The sequence below is a fragment of the Actinomyces israelii DSM 43320 genome (assembly GCF_000711965.1).
In the GTDB taxonomy this organism is placed as follows: Bacteria; Actinomycetota; Actinomycetes; order Actinomycetales; family Actinomycetaceae; genus Actinomyces; species Actinomyces israelii.
In genome coordinates this window covers 2,798-19,253 of the sequence record NZ_JONS01000031.1, presented here as the reverse complement: position 1 = coordinate 19,253, position 16,456 = coordinate 2,798, and the positions used below count along the sequence as shown (strand labels likewise).

Below are 16,456 nucleotides of genomic sequence, written 5' to 3'. Positions count from 1 at the left end.
CCGATCTCGACGTCAGGGCTCAGGCGCCGGAGACGCGCTCGGGCGGCAGGACGTCGGTCTGGGCGGGCAGGTCCGCCACGCCCACCGGGCAGGTCACCCCGTTGGGGCCGTGGTTGCAGTAGCCGCCCGGGTTCTTGTGCAGGTACCCCTGGTGGTAGTCCTCGGCCAGGTAGAAGGGGCCGCCGAGCTCGGCGTACAGCCCGTCGGCCGGCGCGATCGTCGTCACGCACCTCCCCAGCCCCAGGCGGGTCAGCTCGCCCTGGAAGAGGTCGCGGATCCCGCGGGCGGCCGCCGCCTGTGCGGGCGTCGTCGTCCACACCGCCGAGCGGTACTGGGTGCCGACGTCGTTGCCGTGCCGGTTCAGGCGGGTCGAGTCGTGGTTCTCCCAGAAGGTGCGCAGCAGCGCCTCGCCGCCGGCCCCGACGGCGGCGGGGTCGTAGGCCGCCCGCACCGTCTCGGCATGGCCGGTGGCCCCGGTGCACACCTCCCGGTAGGTGGGGTTGGGCGTGGTCCCGCCCATATAGCCGACGGCGGTGACGACGACGCCGGGCAGGCGCCACAGAAGGCGCTCCACGCCCCAGAAGCAGCCGCCCGCCAGGTAGATCACTTCGGTGCCCTCCGGCCAGGGGCCGTTCAACGGGGCGCCGAGGACGACGTGCTCGCCGGGCTCCGGCAGCACGCCGTCCTCGCGGCCGGGAATCACGGTGTTGCGGGAGACGGGCGAGAGGCTTGCGGTTGTCATGGCGCACACGCTACGTCCTCCGCCTCCCCGCAGCGCCAGGCGGTGCGCCGTCGGCGTACACCCGGCCGGGAGGAATAAATGCGCGTGCGGGCCGTCGCAGCAATGCGCCGCGACTGCCCGCACGCGGTAGTCGGTCTGAGCGGGCGCGAGGGCCGCGAGCCGTCTCAGGGCCGTCTCAGAGCGTCGTGACGTCGACGATCTCCGCCTCGATCTCCTTGCCGGTGGGAGCGGCGTAGGTGACGGTCTCGCCGGCCCGGTGCCCCATGAGCGCCTTGCCGAGCGGTGCGTCGGGGGAGAAGACCTTGACGCCGTCGGGAACGTCCGCGGTGATCTCCTGTCCGCCGAGCGCGAAGCGCTGCTCCTTGCCGGCGACCTTGGCGGTCACGACCGTTCCGGCCGACACCGAGCCGTCCGAGGCGGCCTCACCGATCTGGGCGCTCTCAAGCATCTCGGTGAGCTGGATGATTCGGGCCTCGTTGAGCCCGGCCTCCTCGCGTGCGGCGTGGTAGCCCGCGTTCTCGCGCAGGTCGCCTTCCTGGCGGGCGGCCTCGACGCGCGCGGCGATCTCCTTGCGGTCGGTCTCCTTGCGGCGACGCAGCTCCTCGGTAAGGCGGTCGAAGGCCTCCTGTGTGAGCCAGGTGCCCTGCTGCTCGGTAGTCTCCTCGGCCATGGATCCTCCTAGACTGAACGACGAGTACAATCCGTGATCTTAGCCCTCGTTGCCCCGGTCCCCGGCGTGCCCGCCGGCTTCCCGTCCCGGCCGCAGCGCCCGGCGGTCCTCAGCCCAGGACGGCGAGGTAGCAGGCCACGCAGTGACAGGCCCACCCCGCCACCGTGCACAGGTGGAAGATCTCGTGGAAGCCGAACCACATGGGCGAGGGGTCGGGGCGCTGGCGGACGTAGATGACGCCGCCGACAGTGTACAGGACGCCCCCCGCCAGGAGCAGGCACACGATCGCGGGTCCGCCGGTGACCCAGAACTGGGGCAGGAACCAGAACGCCACCCAGCCGAGGGCCACGTACAGCACGGTGGACAGCCAGCGCGGGGCGCTCCGCCACACCAGGCACTTGACGATGCCCAGCACCGCCCCGCCCCACACGATGCCCAGCACGAGCGCGGCGGTCCCGCCGCTCAGCAGGGCCACCGACAGGGGCGTGTAGGTGCCGGCGATCAGCAGGAAGATGTTGGAGTGGTCGAAGGACTGGAGGGTGACGGAGATGCGGCGCGACAGGCGGCCGCTGGAGATGTGATACGCGCCGGAGTTGGCGAAGAGCAGCAGGGACGAGGTCAGGTAGGCGGCGCACGCCCAGGTCAGGGCGGTGCCGGGGGCCAGGACGGTCAGCACGACGCACGCGGCCACGGCCAGGGGCGCGACGCACGCATGGATCCAGCCGCGCAGGTGCGGCTTGGGGTACCCGTCGTAGGTCAGAGAGGGCTTCCTGCCCGTGGTGCTCTGCACGGCGGCCTCCTCGACGGCGCTGGTGTCATCAGGTGCACCGACAGTCTCGTGCACAGGAGCCTGGATGCTCATCAGCGGACCTCCTTAAGATCGGCTCACGTGACCCGCGACAACAACTTACGGTACCGTAGGTTACGCTGCCGTAGGTTCGGGTGGAAGGGTGGGAAGCACCTCACTCGCGCTACCGTTGCCCCAGGGCTCGCGGGCGTCAGCGCATGGGGGACGACCGTGCCCGGGGAGGAATGAGGCATGGCAGGGAAAAACCTCGTCTACGAGTTCTACGAGCGCCGCCTGGCCGCGCAGATCGAACCCGAACGGGTGCCCGGTCACGTCGGCGTCATCCTCGATGGCAACCGGCGCTGGGCCCGCACCAGGGGCTTCGGCACCGCCCAGGGGCACAAGCGCGGCGCGGACAAGATCGAGGAGTTCCTCGGCTGGGCGCAGATAGCGGGTGTGCACATGGTCACCCTGTGGCTGCTGAGCACCGACAACCTCTCCCGGGACCCGTCCGAGCTCTCCCCCCTGCTCGACATTATCGCCGACGCGATCGACGAGCTCGCCTCCGCCGGCCGCTGGCGCCTGCGCCTGGTCGGCGCCGTCGATCTGCTGCCCGCATCCGTCGCCGAGCGCCTGCGCAGCGCCGTCGCCTCCACGGCCGCGCCCCAGGGGGCCGACGACGGCGGGGTGCGGGACGGCGACGACGCGCGACCGGCCGGCCGGCCGGGGGCGGCCGACGAGCGCATGCACGTCAATATCGCGGTGGGGTACGGGGGCCGGCAGGAGATCGCTGACGCCGTGCGGGACCTCCTGCGCGAGCGGGCGGCTGCCGGCGACAGCCTCGAGGACGTGGCGGCGGCCCTGTCCGAGGAGGACATCACCGACCACCTGTACACCAAGGGGCAGCCGGACCCGGACCTGGTGATCCGCACCTCCGGCGAGCAGCGGCTCTCGGGCTTCCTGCTGTGGCAGTCGGTCCACTCCGAGTTCTACTTCTGCGAGGTCAACTGGCCGGCCTTCCGGCGCATCGACTTCCTGCGCGCCCTGCGCGACTACGCCGGCCGGGAGCGCCGCATGGGCCGGTAGGAGCGCCAGGATCCTCGGCCGTCGCCCGCCGCCTCCGGCGTCGCGAGCCCGGCGCCCGCGCGCGGCGCGCCCCTCCGGCCAGGTGCTGGCGATGCACGCCGGCTCCCGGCGCCCGCGCGCGCGGCGCGCCGCCACCTCCGATGGCGCGGACGATGGCGCGGACCTTGGCCGCGGCCCCCGTCGGCCCGGCGCCCCGGGCGCCCGGCCCCCGCCGCCCCTGCGGCCCTGTGCACGGCGGCCGCATCCCCGTACCGTGGAGGCCTCGGGGCGGTCCGCCGGGGCCGCCCTCAGCGGAAGCGCCCGCAGCAGAGCGGCAGCGGAAGGGAAGGCACTCGTGCGCACCTACGTCCTGGACACATCGGTCCTCCTGTCGGACCCCCACGCGCCACTGCGCTTCGACGAGCACGCCGTCGTCCTGCCGGTCACGGTGGTCACCGAGCTGGAGGGCAAGCGCCACGACGCCGAGCTGGGCTACTTCGCCCGCACGGCGCTGCGCCTGCTGGACGGCCTGCGCGCCCAGCACGGGCGGCTGGACCTGCCGGTGCCCGTCGGCGACCAGGGCGGCACGCTGCGCGTGGAGCTCAACGGAGTCGATGACCGGGTCCTGCCGACCGGTATGCGCCTGGGGGACAACGACACCCGCATCTTGTCCGTGGCCGCCTCGCTGGCCAAAGCCGGCCAGGACGTCGTCGTGGTCTCCAAGGACCTGCCCATGCGGATCAAGGCCTCCTCGCTCGGCCTGGCGGCCGACCAGTACCGCGCCGAGCTCGCCTCCCAGGAGGTTTACACCGGCATGGGGGAGGCGGCGCTGAGCGAGGAGGAGATGTCCCGGCTGTGGGATGAGGAGCCCGTGCCCGTCGCCGGGCTGATCGACCGCGAGACCGCCGAGGACCTGGCGGACCAGCCCGTGCACACCGGCGTGATCGCCACCTCGTCGCGGGGCTCGGCCCTGGCCACCGTCGTCGGCGGGGCGCTGCGGCTGGTGCGCCCGGACCGCGAGGTCTTCGGGGTGCGGGGGCGCAGCGCCGAGCAGCGCATCGCCATCGACCACCTGATCAACCCCGAGATCGGGATCGTCTCGCTCGGCGGGCGCGCGGGCACCGGCAAGTCCGCGCTGGCTCTGGCCGCCGGGCTCGACGCCGTCGTCAACCGCCGCGAGCACCGCAAGGTCATGGTCTTCCGGCCCCTGTACGCGGTGGGCGGGCAGAACCTCGGCTTCCTGCCGGGCGACACCGAGGAGAAGATGACGCCCTGGGCGGAGGCGGTCTTCGACACCCTGTCGTCGGTCGTGCCCGCCGAGCGCGTCCAGCGCGTCACGAGCCTGGGCCAGCTCGAGGTCCTCCCGCTGACCCACGTGCGCGGGCGCTCCCTGCACGACGCCTTCGTCATCGTCGACGAGGCGCAGTCCCTGGAGCGCAACGTCCTGCTGACCGTGCTCTCGCGCATCGGCCAGGGCTCCAAGGTAGTGCTCACCCATGACGTCGCTCAGCGCGACAACCTGCGTGTGGGCCGCTGGGACGGGGTGGCGAGCGTGGTCGAGTCCCTCAAGGGGAAGGACCTGTTCGCGCACATCGACCTGGTGCGCACCGAGCGCAGCCCGATCGCCGAGCTGGTCACCCGCATGCTCGACGACGTGCCCCGGTACTGAGGGGCACCGGGCCCGCGGCCCCGCCGGCGAGGGCGGAGCCGCGGGCCCTTCTCGGGGCGACCGAGGCGCCTCAGTCCTTGAGATCGGCGCGGGTGGGCGGGTTCGCGCCCTCGCGCGAGACCGTGATGTCGGCGATCGCCGCCGCGTGGCGCACGACGCGCTCCAGCGTGGCGGCGTCAATGGCGTGCAGCGCCTCGCGCCGGTCCGCTCCCACGAGGCCCTCGGACCACAGGCCGTCCTCGAGGCCGCCCATGAAGGAGTCGCCGGCGCCGACCGTGTCGGCCACGACGACGCTCGGGTCCGCCGGGACCTCCAGGCGCAGCCCGGAGGCGGTCAGCGCCAGGGCGCCGTGCTTGCCCCGGGTCACCACAACGACGGCCGGACCGTGCCTGAGCCAGTCGGCCAGGACCTCCTGGAGCGCGGACTCCTCGGAGGTGTCCACGCCGTAGAGCCAGGCAATGTCCTCGTCCGAGCACTTGACCAGGTCAGACAGGGCGACGAGCCGCTCGACAATGGCGCGCGCCCCGGCCGGCTCCCCCATGAGCTGGGGGCGCGCGTTGGGGTCGTAGCACACGGTCGAGGTGGCGCGGAAGTCGGCCAGTACCTTCTCCACCGTGGCCGCCCCGGGAGCGAGAATGGCCGCGATCGAGCCGGTGTGGACGAGCACCGGGGGCTCGGCGCCCTCGGCGCGGGTGGGGTAGGGCGGCTCCCAGCTCAGGTCGAAGACGTAGGAGGCGGCGCCGTCCGGGCCGATGGTGGCCTTGGCGGTCGAGGTGTGCGCGGCGCCGTCGGAGCCCGGGGTCAGCCGCACGCCATCGGCCTCGAGGTGGGAGCGGATGGCCTTGCCGCGGGCGTCGGTGCCGATCCAGCAGTCGAGCTCGGCGTCGCGACCCAGCCTGGCCAGGCCGAGAGCCACGTTGGCCGGCGATCCGCCGGGGATGTCAGTGGGCGATTCGTTGGGGCGGATGACGACATCGACGAGGGCCTCGCCGATGACGAGAGCGGTTCCTGGGCGGCCGGGGGCGGTCATGGTGGCTCCTTGCGGTGGAGGTGACAGTGTCAGGAGGAGGCCTTCTCGCGCTCGGCGACGGCGGCCAGGCGGGCGCGCGCGTCGTCGAGCCAGGCCTGGCAGCGGGCGGCGAGGGCCTCGCCGCGCTCCCACAGCGTGAGCGCCTCCTCCAGGGGAACCTGACCGGCCTCGAGGTGCTGGACGACGGAGACGAGCTCCTCCCGGGCGCGTTCGTAGGACAGCGTCGCGACGTCAGCATTGGCGTCGGACGAGCCGTTGGGCGGGTCGGTGGCACCGGTAGGAGAGGACAGGCTCATGGTGTGGATTGTTGCACGTCTCACGCCCCGCGTGGGCGGGTCTGGGGCTGCGACTCTGAAGTCGGGTCGGGCCCGGGGGCCGGCTTGGTGGCCCCCACCACCTGGGCGACCATGCGCCCGGAGGCGAGCACGCCCTCAATGAGGTCGCCCTTCTTGACGTCCTCGGCCCTGGTGATGATCGCTCCGCCGGGCTTGCGCAGGATGGCGTAGCCGCGGTCGAGCACCCCCTGGGGGGACAGGGCGGTCAGGCGCGCGTGCTCGGCGCGCAGGTCCGCCTGCGCCAGCGACAGGGCCGTGCCCAGGGCGCGGCGCACGCGCTCGCGGGCCTGGGCGAGCTCGGTCTCCCTGTCCCGGACGATGACGGTGGGATCGGCCATGACGGGCCGGGCGCGCACCTGGTCCAGGCCGCGCTGCTCGGCCTCCAGCCGCGCCGTCAGGACGCCCCGCATCCGCTCGCGCGCCGAGTCGAGCCCGACCGTCTCCTCGGCCAGGTCGGGCACGATGCGCCGGGCGGCGTCGGTGGGGGTGGAGGCCCGGTAGTCGGCGACGAGGTCCAGCAGCGGGCAGTCGGTCTCGTGCCCGATGGCCGAGACGATCGGGGTACGGGCAGCGGACGCCGTCCGCACGAGGCCCTCGTCGCTGAAGGGGAGCAGGTCCTCGACGGCGCCCCCGCCGCGGGCGATCACAATGACGTCGATGGACTCATCGCCGTCCAGGTCGCGGATCGCAGCCGTCACCTCGCGCACGGCCTGCGCGCCCTGGACCGCGACCTCGCGGACGATGAAGGGCAGGCCGGGCCAGCGCAGCCGGGCATTGACCAGCACGTCGTCCTTGGCCTTGGCGCCCCGGCCGCAGACCAGACCGACCGCGCGCGGCAGGAAGGGCAGGGGGCGCTTGCGCTCGGGGGCGAACAGGCCCTCGGCGGCCAGCACCCGGCGCAGCTGCTCGATGCGGGCCAGCAGGTCGCCGACGCCGACCGGCCGGATGTCGTCCGCCCGCAGCTCCAGGCTGCCGCGCTTGGGCCAGAAGCGCGGCTTGGCGTGGACGACGACGCGCGCGCCCTCGCCCACCTGCGCGCCCGCGGCCGTCTCCAGGGCCGCCAGGTCGCGGGTGAAGATCGACACCGACATGGACATGTCGGCGTCGGTGTCGCGCAGCGAGAGGTACTGCATGCCCGAGCCGGGGCGGCGGTTGAACTGGACGACCTGGCCCTCGACCCACACGTAGGTCATGCGCGCCACGTAGTCGTCGATCTTGGACGACAGCAGGCGCAGCGGCCACGGGTTGGTCGGGGTGGTGTCCCGGGCCAGGCGGGCGAGCGGGGCTCCTGCGGGCGAGGCGGGCCCCGCCGCTGACGGGGGCTGGGAGGCGCTGGGCACTGTCACGTGCACCACTGTGCCACGTTCCGCCCTGGGGGCCGGCGTCGGGCTGTGGCACAGTGGTCGCGTGACCGACCGCCCCACCGCACAGCCCGCCGGCTGCGGGTCCACCGACTCCGGCACCGGCAGAATCCTCCTGGCGGCCCCGCGCGGCTACTGCGCCGGGGTGGACCGCGCCGTCGACGCCGTCGAGCAGGCACTGGCGCACTACGGGGCCCCGGTCTATGTGCGCAGGGAGATCGTCCACAACAAGTACGTCGTCGAGGCGCTGACCCGGCGCGGGGCGATCTTCGTCTCCGAGACCGACGAGGTGCCCGAGGGCTCGCGCGTCATCTTCTCCGCCCACGGCGTCTCCCCGGCCGTGCACGCCCAGGCCGCCTCCCGCCACCTGCAGACGATCGACGCCACCTGCCCGCTGGTGACCAAGGTTCACAAGCAGGCGATCCGCTTCGCCAAGAGCGACTACGACATCATCCTGGTAGGCCACACCGGTCACGAGGAGGTCGAGGGGACCCGCGGCGAGGCGCCGGACCGCATCCAGGTCGTCAACGGCCCCCACGAGGTGGGGGCCGTCACTGTGCGCGACCCGGAGAAGGTCGTGTGGATCAGTCAGACGACCCTGAGCGTGGACGAGACCCTGGAGACGGTCCGTCTTCTGCGCGAGCGCTTCCCGCACCTGGCCGACCCGCCCGGTGAGGACATCTGCTACGCCACCCAGAACCGTCAGGGGGCGGTCAAGGCGATCGCGCCGCTCGTGGACGTCATGGTCGTGGTCGGCTCGGGCAACTCCTCCAACTCGGTGCGCCTGAAGGAGGTCGCCCTCGAGGCGGGCGCGCCGGCCGCCCACCGGGTGGACTACGCCCGCGAGCTGGAGGAGTCCTGGTTCGCCGGGGCGAGGACGGTGGGGCTGACCTCGGGCGCCTCGGTCCCCGAGATCCTCGTGCGCGAGGTCATCGAGCGCCTCGGTGAGATGGGCTTCGGCGAGGTCGAGCTGGTGCGTACCGTCACGGAGAAGATCTCCTTCTCACTGCCCAAGAACCTGCGCGCCGACATCAAGGCCGCCGCAGGCGGCCTCCGGCCTGCGCACCGGCGCGAGCCCGCAGCCGATCACACCTGCTGATACGGGCGGCGGCCTGTGGGACGCCCGCAGAGCCGGTCGTCAGGCGGCGACGATCTGGGACAGGCGGACGTGGTCGGCGCAGACCTTGTCGAAGGGGACGATCCACGCCGACCCGTCAGGGGTCTCCACCTCGGTCACCAGGCCCTCGTCCTGGAGGCACTCCAGGCGCGTGGCGGTGTCCTCGCCCTGAGTCTGCCAGGCGGGCTCGCTGGCGGGGATGACATATCCGCCCAGCGTCGGGGCGGCCCAGCGCAGCAGCAGCACGCGGGCGCCGGCGCGCCCGGAGACGTCGGGGTTGGAAGCCAGCGATGAGGCGACGCCCTTGGCCGAGCCGATGCCGACGGCGTCGGCCAGCGCGCCGTAGGTGGTGCACATGGCGGGAGTGTGGGCGACGAGCCGGGCGACGGCGGTGGCCACGCGCTCGCGGGCCGAGGAGGCGGCTGCGGCGTCGGCGATGGCGCGCACACGAGCCCCCGTCAGGCGCGCCCTGGCCGCCAGCTCGGAAGAGCTCATGCCGTGGGCGAGGCCGCGCAGGATAAGCCTGTCGCGCTCGTCGCGCAGGGTGGCCAGCTTCGCTTGAAGGCGCTCCTGCTCGGAGGCGAGCGTCTCCAGGCGGCTGATGACACGCCCCACCTCGGCTGCGGTACGGGCGTCCTCCAGGCTCAGGTCGGCGCCGGGGATTGTGGGACGGATCGTGGTGGTGCTCAGGAGACTCGTAGCCATGGCAAGAGACCTTTTCGTTACGTACCAGGGACGTGGGAAACCTTATATCGTGCGCGGCGCGTCTGCCTACAGGTGCCAGGGAGGCGGTGGCAACAGGCGGCGTGCCCGGGAAAGATCCGTATTGTCCCGACGACGTCGGTCGGCGCTGGCAATGCGCGTACCAGCGCAGTCCACGCCGCGAAGGCTCATGGAACCGATGCGACTTTTGTACTGCCGACTCAGCCAAAAGTCCGTTACGGTCACGTGACCTGTTGGTTCTTCCTGGCTCTGGGCGGGATTGCCTCCTCGGGCCGGCGCTGGGGACTAGGTCGAGCTGACCTCCGGATTTGTGAATTGCCTCACTTGGGCGGCGTCGGGGTCGATCGGCGCGGGCGAGGACAGCCCCTCGCCGAGGGCGTTGAAGGACCTGGCGGTGACGAGCAGCCGCGACTCCACCGATCCGACGGCCCGGTTGTAGGCGGTCACCGAGCGGCTCAGCGCGGTGCCCAGCGCGTCCAGGTGGCCGGCCACGGCGCCCAGGCGCTCGTAGAGCGTGCGCCCCAGCTCGACCAGCTCGCGGGCGTCGTCGTTGACCGCGGTGCGCGCCCAGGCCGTGGCGCACACGCGCAGCAGCGCCAGCAGCGACGAGGGGGTCGCCAGGGCGACTCCCCGCCCCAGGGCGTGCTCCAGCAGCGCCGGATCCGCGTCCAGCGCCGCGGCCAGGACGGGCTCGGCGGGGATGAAGAGCACGACGAGCTCGGGGGAGTCCTTCAGGTGGCGGTCGTAGTGACGCTCCGCGAGGGCGTCGACATGACCGCGAAGTGCGCGTGCGTGCGCGGCCAGCAGCCTGCGGCGCTCGGAGCCGTCCGGATCATCCTCCGCCTGCCCCATGGTCGCAGCGGTCAGGTAGGAGTCCAGGGGCACCTTGGCGTCCAGGGCCAGGTGGCCCGAGCCCGGCAGGTGGATGACGACGTCGGGCCTGCTCCGAGCGGCGTCCCGGCCCGGGGCTGCGCCCGCTCGCCGCCCCACCACCGCGCCGACCGAGCGCTGCTCGACGAAGTCGACGTGCGGCATCATGCCCGACAGCTCGAGCACCCGCGCCAGCTCGACCTCGCCCCACACGCCGCGGGCCGAGCGCGAGCGCAGCGCCCCCTCGAGCGCCGTCGTCGCCCGGCGGAGCTCCCGATCGGCCTCGGCGCCGACCCGCAGCTGCTCGGCGAGCGCGGCGTGCTGGGCCGAGCGCCGGCGCTCCATGGTCTCCACCTTGGAGCCCACGGCCTCAACGCGGGAGCCCATCTGCTCCAGCTGCGCGCGCACGGGCGCCAGCGCGCGCAGGACCGAGCCGTCGCGCTCGGCCCGCTCCTCGGCGAGCTCGGCCCGCTCCGCCAGCTCCTCGGCCCGCGCCCGCCACTGCGCCGCCTCGGCGCGCAACGCGCTTGCGGCGTCGCCCCCGACCGCCTGGCTGCGCGCGGTGCGGGTCAGGGCGGCGGAGTACCCGAGCGCCGCGCCCAGGACGACGCCGATCATGAGGAGGAGCACAGGCAGGCCGATGGTGGTCATGGTCTCACCGTCTCACAGGGGTGTGACACGAATCGGCTGCCCTTAGCACCAGAGGCGCCGGCCGCGCCCTTCCCCGCCCCCCTTCGCCGAGATCGGTTCACTTCCGCGTCGAGATCGGTTCGCGGCCGGGTGTCCGCAGGCTCGGCGCGCCCCGCGCGGTGATCGCCGAGACAGCGGCGGGCGCCGCCGGCACTGGCAGAATGGCCGCCATGACAGCGATCATGGGCGTCTCCCTGGAATCGAAGCGCCTTCTGGCACTGATGATGCTTCTTCTGGTGTGCGCGGTGCTTCTCGCGGCTGTGCTGCTGGGGTGCGCCGGGCGGAAGGCCCGCCCGCAGGCCGGGCGCCTGTCGCGCTGGGGAGCCGCGGCCCTCGCCGTCGTCCTGCCCACGACCATGCTCCTGGCGGTCGGCGGGCTGGTCGTCAACCGCGCCGGGCACTACCTGGAGACCGTCGGCGACGTCATTGGCTCGCTGTCCTTCCAGCCCGCCGGCGCCGGCACCGTCCTGCCCCTGGCGACCCAGAAGCAGCTCGACGCCGCTCCCGCCGACGCCTGGAAGGCCGATTTCACGGACGCGGGCGACGGCTCGAAGATGGCGACCTGGACCGGCCCGGTCAGCGGCGTCAGCCTGCAGGTCAAGGTCATCCTGCCCTCGGGGTACAAGCCGGACGACGGGCGCACCTACGCCGTCATCGAGGAGCTCCACGGCTACACCGGCACCCCCGACTCCATGATCGACGGCCTGCGGTCGGGCCAGTCGCTGCAGGCCGCCATTGACGCCGGGCGCATCCCGCCGTCGATCGTGGTCATTCCCTCCCTGGACGTGGATGACAACCCGCACGACTGCGCCAACCTGCAGGGGCGGCCCCAGGTCGGCACCTGGGAGGCCCAGGAGATCCCGCGCATGGTCCAGGCGACCTTCCCCAACGTCTCCTCCGACCGGCAGGCGTGGATGGTCATGGGGATCTCCTCGGGCGCCTACTGCGCGGGGTGGGTCGCCATCGAGAACCCCGGCCAGTTCGGCGCCGCGGGAGTGATATCGGCCTTCAACGCGCCCACCGAGGGAGGCCTGTCCACCCTGGGGCGCAGGGTCATCGACCAGTACACCCTGTCCACCATACTGGCCGCCCACAAGCCCCAGGGCACCCGCTTCTACGTCATGGGCGCCCAGGACGACCCGCTAGGCTCGGCGCAGACCGCCTGGCGAATGGCCGACGCCGCCCGCGCCCCCGACTCCGTCACCCCGGACACGCCGGAGACCGGCGGCCACGCCTGGCCGCTGTGGGCCGAGCGCTTTCCGACAATGCTCCAGTGGTGGGGGCAGGATCCCCAGCTGTGGTCCGCCGTGGGGCTGGACGCGCCCTCGAGCCCGCACGCCGACGGCGATGTGGCGGCCATTGTCGACACCCCTGCCGCCGACCGGGGCGACGCCGCCGCGGTCATCAAGCCCACGTCGCCCGCGGGGCTGCCCGCGCGGGTCGTGGCGGGGCTGATCGCGGTGGCGGGCGTGGCGGCGCTGCTCAGGTGGGGGCCGCTGCTGGTGCCCGCACCGGCCTCCGAGGACGACGACGGGGCCCGGCCCGGCCTGCCGGCGCGCGTCGGCTTGTTCGCGGCCCGGACGGCGGCGGTCCTGACGGCCGCGGTGCTCGTGGCGGTGGCGCTGGGGCTGGTGGGCAACGCCGTCGGCGGCTTCTACACGACCTGGCACGACCTCGCCTCTGTCGTGACGAATCCGACGGGCGGGTAGGCGGGCGGGCGCGGCCGGGGGCGGTGAGCCCGGCCGGGGCGCGGCTGTGTGCGACGCTATCGGGCTCGCTGCGGTCGGGCCCGCTGCGGTCGGGTCCGCTGCGGCCGGGCCCGCCGCGGCCGGGCCCGCCGCGGCCCCTTCGCCGAGATCGGTCCGGTTCCGCGCCGAGATCGGTTCACTTCCGCGCCGAGATCGGTCCGGTTCCGGCTCGAGATCGGTCCTGCGGGCCCGGCCGGCGGCACGGTCGTTAGAATCGCGCCGTGGCACTCACCATCGGAATCGTCGGACTGCCCAACGTCGGCAAGTCCACCCTGTTCAACGCCCTCACCCGCGCGACCGTGCTCGCGGCGAACTACCCCTTCGCCACGATCGAGCCGAATATCGGCGTCGTGCCACTGCCGGACGCGCGCCTGGACCGGCTGGCCGAGATGTTCCACAGCGCCAAGGTGGTGCCCGCGACCGTCTCCTTCGTCGACATCGCCGGGATCGTGCGCGGGGCCAGCGAGGGCGAGGGGCTGGGCAACCAGTTCCTGGCCAATATCCGCGAGGCCGACGCGATCTGCATGGTGACCCGCGCCTTCGACGACCCCGACGTCACCCACGTCGACGGCAAGATCGACCCCGCCGGCGACATCGAGACCATTGCCACCGAGCTGATCCTGGCCGACATCCAGACCCTGGAGAAGGCGGTCCCGCGCCTGGAGAAGGAGGTGCGCGGCAGGAAGACCGACGCCGCGGTGCTGGAGACGGCGCGCGCCGCCCTCGGGCTGCTGGGAGAGGGGGCCGTGCTCTCCGCGGCCGTGGCCTCGGGCACCGCCGACAGGGCCGGGATCGACGTCGACGTGCTGCGCACCTTCCAGCTCATGACGACCAAGCCGATCATCTACGTGTTCAACATGGACGACGCCGGTATGAACGACGAGGCGAGGCAGGCCGAGCTGCGCGAGCTGGTGGCCCCGGCGGAGGCGGTGTTCCTGGACGCCCAGTTCGAGGCCGAGCTGGTGGAGCTGGAGCCCGACGAGGCAGCGGAGCTGCTGCACGAGAACGGCCAGGAGGAGTCCGGCCTGGACAAGCTGGCGCGGGTCGGCTTCGAGACCCTCGGGCTGCAGACCTATCTGACGGCGGGGGAGAAGGAGTCCCGGGCCTGGACCATCCGCAAGGGGATGACGGCGCCGCAGGCTGCCGGCGTCATCCACACGGACTTCGAGCGCGGCTTCATCAAGGCCGAGATCGTCAGCTACGACGATCTCATGGAGCACGGCTCCGTGGCCGAGGCCCGCGCTCACGGCCGCGTCCGCATGGAGGGCAAGGACTACGTGATGCGCGACGGCGACGTGGTCGAGTTCCGTTTCAATGTGTGACGGCTTCAACGCGTAACGGCGCGGAGGGGCGGTGTCTCGAGCTCTGTGGCCCTGACGGATGCTCGGCGCGCTGGGAGGGGGCCGGAGCCGGGCGGCCCTGACGCATTCCTGTCCGCGTCCATGCCATCATGCCATGTAGCGCGAATGCTACACTTGCGGTCGTGACCGGTGTTGAGCCCCAGCTCAGGAGTCTGTCTCAGCGCGAGCTGCGCAACGAGTCTGGCCGGGTGCTGCGTGCAGTGAGCGAGGGCCAGTCTTTTGTCGTGACCAACAGGGGGGTTCCGGTGGCGAGGATCGTGCCACTCGAGGAGCCTGCGCCCGCCTTGAGGATCGTTCGACCGGCACGACGTCAGGGCGGATGGGCGGCTTTAGGGATCGCGCGGAGAGCCGGAGCGCCCAGTCTTGCCGAGACTCTCGATGAGCTGCGCGAGGACCGGCAGTGACGTCACGGACAGTCGTATATGTCGACACCTCCGCCCTGGGGGCTTTGCTGGTCGAGCGGCTCGAGAGCGACGCCTTGGAGAACTGGCTCGACCAGACCTCGGACATGCTGGTCTCCAGTGACCTCCTCGAGGTCGAGCTGCGTCGTCTCGCCGTCCGGGAGGGTATTGATCAGGCTGACGTGACTCGGCTCCTTGACGGTGTCTCGCTAGCCGCTCTCGATCGGGCTGTCTACCGTAGCGCCGGCCTGCTGCCCATGCCGTACCTGCGGACTCTTGATGCGCTGCACCTTGAAGCGGCGATGCGGCTCGATGCCGCCGCCGTCCTCACCTACGACCGCAGGCTCAGCAAGGCCGCCCGGTCCGTGGGACTTCGGGTGGTCGCTCCCGGGGCGGCCCCGGCTGGGGCCGACTCTTGAAGGTGACGTCGTGGAGCTCCGGCTCACCGCGGGGCCGGTTCGCCTGAGGGGTGCGGGTCGGCATGCGTGGGCGTCGTCGGGACCGATGCTCTCACCCGCGCACCTGCCTGAGTGGTCCCGATCGTGTGTGGAGCGGGGAACCATGCTGTGCGCAGGCATGGGCTTGGGACGAGGTGTCCGTCAGAATGACATTGTGGCCTTTGAGCGCTCTGCTCTCTCGGAGAGACCCTTGCAATCATGCGGTTTCTCTGCTCGCGCCTTGTCAGGTTGGGCCGCCAATGTCATTCTGACGGACATCCTTCGGTCCGCTCGGCGGTCCGGTGCGGGTGTTTTCGGCACGTGTAGCAGCGGAGTTCTGCCGGCCTTCCGGCTGTGATTCGGCTTGTGCTGCCAGCGCTCGTAGGTCTTACCGCCTCGATGGATTGTGCCGAGCTTGTCGCGCAGCGGGTAGTTCGTCGGTGTCCTGGTTGCGGGGGTGGTCGTGAGAAAGTCCCACGTGTCGGCCATGACATTGCGCATCGTGGCGACCAGGTCGCGCCAGCCCTTCTGCGCCCCGGCCGTGGCGAACCGGAGCTCGTACTCCGACTTCTTCGCGGGTCTGGGGACCAGCCCTTCCTTCGCCACGATCAGGGTCGCTCAACGACGCCGGCGGGCTCGGCCTCGTCCGGATCGAGCCGCTCGACCGGTTCGGAGCCCAGGCCCGCGGTGATCGCTGCGGTGGTCTCGCGCCAGGAGGTCGGCTCGGCGATGGCCAGGTGAGGCTGGCCGGTGGACAGCGACGCGCGAGCCGCATCGACGAGCGCGACCATCCAGGGAGGAGATCCTTGTAGGCTGCTGATGAATGTGCGCGTGGGGCGGAAACATCAGCCGATGCTTCCGCCCCGCGCATGTGGTGTGTCGACGCTCTCGTCCGTACCGCATCGAGTTTCAGTCCCGTATCCGAAGAAGGCTTAGTGGATTAGAGTCCGAACCTTCGTGGATGAAAATGTGTGCGGAAGGCCGAGAGGGCTTGAGTGCTATTGTCCGGCGCCAGATGGCGGGACGTCACCTTTTCGCGGGCCGGTAACCCGCGGCCTCCGCATCTGACGGATAGGCGAAGCACTCCTCGGCCCTGGTGACGTTATAGGACTGTTGTCCTGGGCGGTGATAGATCATGCTGTCCGCATTCCCCTTGATCGGGGCCCAGCCGGGGCAGGTGTAGGTGCCGGATTCCCAGTACTTGCTCATCCACCGGCCGCTCCCGCTGAAGCGGTACCAGGTGCCTCCTGCGATCGCCCACCCTGTGGCCATGGAGCCGTCAGCCTGGAGATAGTAGTCGCCGACCCACCTGTTGATGGCCATGGCTCCTGAGCCGTCGAGGTAGAACCATCGTCCGCCCGAGGCGATCCACGTGTCGTGCCACATGGCGCCGTCGGCGCCGAGATAGAACCAGGCCGAGCCGACCTGTGCCCAGCCGGTGGCCATGACG

18 protein-coding genes are annotated in these 16,456 nt (G+C 72.0%); 7 read left to right on the top strand and 11 right to left on the bottom strand.

What is annotated here, in order from left to right; translation table 11 throughout:
• Positions 1-19: 19 nt before the first annotated feature.
• The 3 genes from msrA to trhA all read right to left on the bottom strand — a co-directional run bounded on the left by msrA (position 20) and on the right by trhA (position 2,274).
• The gene (gene msrA, locus O145_RS10875; protein WP_043562913.1) at positions 20-742 is read right to left on the bottom strand and encodes a peptide-methionine (S)-S-oxide reductase MsrA; all 723 of its coding nucleotides are present in this window, start codon (positions 740-742) and stop codon (positions 20-22) included.
• A gap of 175 nt (positions 743-917) precedes the next feature.
• Entirely contained in the window at positions 918-1,412 is a 495-nt protein-coding gene (locus O145_RS10870; protein ID WP_043562911.1) for a GreA/GreB family elongation factor, read from the bottom strand.
• A gap of 109 nt (positions 1,413-1,521) precedes the next feature.
• Positions 1,522-2,274 carry a PAQR family membrane homeostasis protein TrhA gene (gene trhA, locus O145_RS10865; RefSeq protein WP_043562909.1) on the bottom strand — a complete coding sequence of 251 codons (753 nt, stop codon included), beginning with the start codon at positions 2,272-2,274 and terminating at the stop codon, positions 1,522-1,524.
• A gap of 177 nt (positions 2,275-2,451) precedes the next feature.
• On the opposite strand from trhA, the gene O145_RS10860 reads away from it, so the two are divergent.
• A complete protein-coding gene (locus O145_RS10860; protein WP_043562907.1) occupies positions 2,452-3,285 on the top strand; it encodes an undecaprenyl diphosphate synthase family protein in 834 nt (277 codons plus the stop codon).
• 334 nt (positions 3,286-3,619) lie between these two features.
• The gene (locus O145_RS10855) at positions 3,620-4,933 is read left to right on the top strand and encodes a PhoH family protein (RefSeq protein ID WP_043562905.1); all 1,314 of its coding nucleotides are present in this window, start codon (positions 3,620-3,622) and stop codon (positions 4,931-4,933) included.
• 70 nt (positions 4,934-5,003) lie between these two features.
• On the opposite strand, the gene O145_RS10850 is transcribed toward O145_RS10855, so the two are convergent.
• The 3 genes from O145_RS10850 to xseA are packed head-to-tail and all read right to left on the bottom strand — an operon-like array spanning position 5,004 to position 7,653.
• Positions 5,004-5,963, bottom strand: a complete 960-nt coding sequence (locus O145_RS10850) for a carbohydrate kinase family protein (protein WP_043562903.1) — start codon at positions 5,961-5,963, stop codon at positions 5,004-5,006.
• A gap of 29 nt (positions 5,964-5,992) precedes the next feature.
• The gene (locus tag O145_RS10845) at positions 5,993-6,259 is read right to left on the bottom strand and encodes an exodeoxyribonuclease VII small subunit (RefSeq protein ID WP_043562901.1); all 267 of its coding nucleotides are present in this window, start codon (positions 6,257-6,259) and stop codon (positions 5,993-5,995) included.
• 20 nt (positions 6,260-6,279) lie between these two features.
• Positions 6,280-7,653 carry an exodeoxyribonuclease VII large subunit gene (gene xseA / locus O145_RS10840; RefSeq protein ID WP_043562899.1) on the bottom strand — a complete coding sequence of 458 codons (1,374 nt, stop codon included), beginning with the start codon at positions 7,651-7,653 and terminating at the stop codon, positions 6,280-6,282.
• Positions 7,654-7,705: 52 nt separating this feature from the next.
• Here xseA and O145_RS10835 point away from each other — a divergent pair, with 52 nt between their 5' ends.
• Positions 7,706-8,758 carry a 4-hydroxy-3-methylbut-2-enyl diphosphate reductase gene (locus tag O145_RS10835; RefSeq protein ID WP_043562931.1) on the top strand — a complete coding sequence of 351 codons (1,053 nt, stop codon included), beginning with the start codon at positions 7,706-7,708 and terminating at the stop codon, positions 8,756-8,758.
• A 39-nt stretch (positions 8,759-8,797) separates the two neighbouring features.
• Here the strand turns inward: O145_RS10835 and O145_RS10830 are convergent, their stop codons facing one another.
• The 3 genes from O145_RS10830 to O145_RS19610 all read right to left on the bottom strand — a co-directional run bounded on the left by O145_RS10830 (position 8,798) and on the right by O145_RS19610 (position 11,243).
• A complete protein-coding gene (locus tag O145_RS10830) occupies positions 8,798-9,481 on the bottom strand; it encodes a hypothetical protein (protein WP_043562897.1) in 684 nt (227 codons plus the stop codon).
• A gap of 303 nt (positions 9,482-9,784) precedes the next feature.
• Positions 9,785-11,020: a DNA recombination protein RmuC gene (locus O145_RS10825; RefSeq protein ID WP_043562895.1), complete on the bottom strand. Its 1,236-nt coding sequence runs from the start codon at positions 11,018-11,020 to the stop codon at positions 9,785-9,787.
• Between the two features lie 97 nt (positions 11,021-11,117).
• Complete coding sequence (locus O145_RS19610; protein WP_267489930.1) at positions 11,118-11,243, bottom strand: hypothetical protein; 126 nt, start codon at positions 11,241-11,243, stop codon at positions 11,118-11,120.
• Here O145_RS19610 and O145_RS10820 point away from each other — a divergent pair.
• The 4 genes from O145_RS10820 (at position 11,230) to O145_RS10810 (ending at position 14,988) form a co-directional block, all read left to right on the top strand.
• Positions 11,230-12,768 carry an alpha/beta hydrolase gene (locus tag O145_RS10820; RefSeq protein WP_052375018.1) on the top strand — a complete coding sequence of 513 codons (1,539 nt, stop codon included), beginning with the start codon at positions 11,230-11,232 and terminating at the stop codon, positions 12,766-12,768. The genes O145_RS19610 and O145_RS10820 overlap by 14 nt on opposite strands.
• 260 nt (positions 12,769-13,028) lie before the next feature.
• Complete coding sequence (ychF, locus tag O145_RS10815) at positions 13,029-14,129, top strand: redox-regulated ATPase YchF (protein WP_043562894.1); 1,101 nt, start codon at positions 13,029-13,031, stop codon at positions 14,127-14,129.
• 128 nt (positions 14,130-14,257) lie between these two features.
• On the top strand, positions 14,258-14,572 hold the full coding sequence (locus tag O145_RS19905) for a type II toxin-antitoxin system Phd/YefM family antitoxin (RefSeq protein ID WP_084682550.1): 315 nt from the start codon (positions 14,258-14,260) through the stop codon (positions 14,570-14,572).
• Positions 14,569-14,988, top strand: a complete 420-nt coding sequence (locus O145_RS10810; protein WP_043562892.1) for a type II toxin-antitoxin system VapC family toxin — start codon at positions 14,569-14,571, stop codon at positions 14,986-14,988. Before O145_RS19905 ends, O145_RS10810 begins: the two co-directional genes overlap by 4 nt.
• A 626-nt stretch (positions 14,989-15,614) precedes the next feature.
• On the opposite strand, the gene O145_RS10805 is transcribed toward O145_RS10810, so the two are convergent.
• Together O145_RS10805 and O145_RS19260 are read right to left on the bottom strand one after the other, a co-directional pair.
• Complete coding sequence (locus O145_RS10805; RefSeq protein ID WP_229118506.1) at positions 15,615-15,797, bottom strand: hypothetical protein; 183 nt, start codon at positions 15,795-15,797, stop codon at positions 15,615-15,617.
• 235 nt (positions 15,798-16,032) lie between these two features.
• A partial coding sequence (locus tag O145_RS19260; protein WP_458859322.1) for a sunset domain-containing protein occupies positions 16,033-16,456 on the bottom strand: 424 nt, incomplete at its 5' end.

Coding starts and splice junctions, on each gene's coding strand:
- msrA (WP_043562913.1), bottom strand. CDS start 742: ATGACAACCGCAAGCCTCTCGCCCGTCTCCCGCAACACCGTGATTCCC.
- O145_RS10870 (WP_043562911.1), bottom strand. CDS start 1,412: ATGGCCGAGGAGACTACCGAGCAGCAGGGCACCTGGCTCACACAGGAG.
- trhA (WP_043562909.1), bottom strand. CDS start 2,274: ATGAGCATCCAGGCTCCTGTGCACGAGACTGTCGGTGCACCTGATGAC.
- O145_RS10860 (WP_043562907.1), top strand. CDS start 2,452: ATGGCAGGGAAAAACCTCGTCTACGAGTTCTACGAGCGCCGCCTGGCC.
- O145_RS10850 (WP_043562903.1), bottom strand. CDS start 5,963: ATGACCGCCCCCGGCCGCCCAGGAACCGCTCTCGTCATCGGCGAGGCC.
- O145_RS10845 (WP_043562901.1), bottom strand. CDS start 6,259: ATGAGCCTGTCCTCTCCTACCGGTGCCACCGACCCGCCCAACGGCTCG.
- O145_RS10830 (WP_043562897.1), bottom strand. CDS start 9,481: ATGGCTACGAGTCTCCTGAGCACCACCACGATCCGTCCCACAATCCCC.
- O145_RS10825 (WP_043562895.1), bottom strand. CDS start 11,020: ATGACCACCATCGGCCTGCCTGTGCTCCTCCTCATGATCGGCGTCGTC.
- O145_RS10820 (WP_052375018.1), top strand. CDS start 11,230: ATGACAGCGATCATGGGCGTCTCCCTGGAATCGAAGCGCCTTCTGGCA.
- O145_RS19610 (WP_267489930.1), bottom strand. CDS start 11,243: ATGATCGCTGTCATGGCGGCCATTCTGCCAGTGCCGGCGGCGCCCGCC.
- O145_RS19905 (WP_084682550.1), top strand. CDS start 14,258: ATGCCATGTAGCGCGAATGCTACACTTGCGGTCGTGACCGGTGTTGAG.
- O145_RS10805 (WP_229118506.1), bottom strand. CDS start 15,797: ATGGTCGCGCTCGTCGATGCGGCTCGCGCGTCGCTGTCCACCGGCCAG.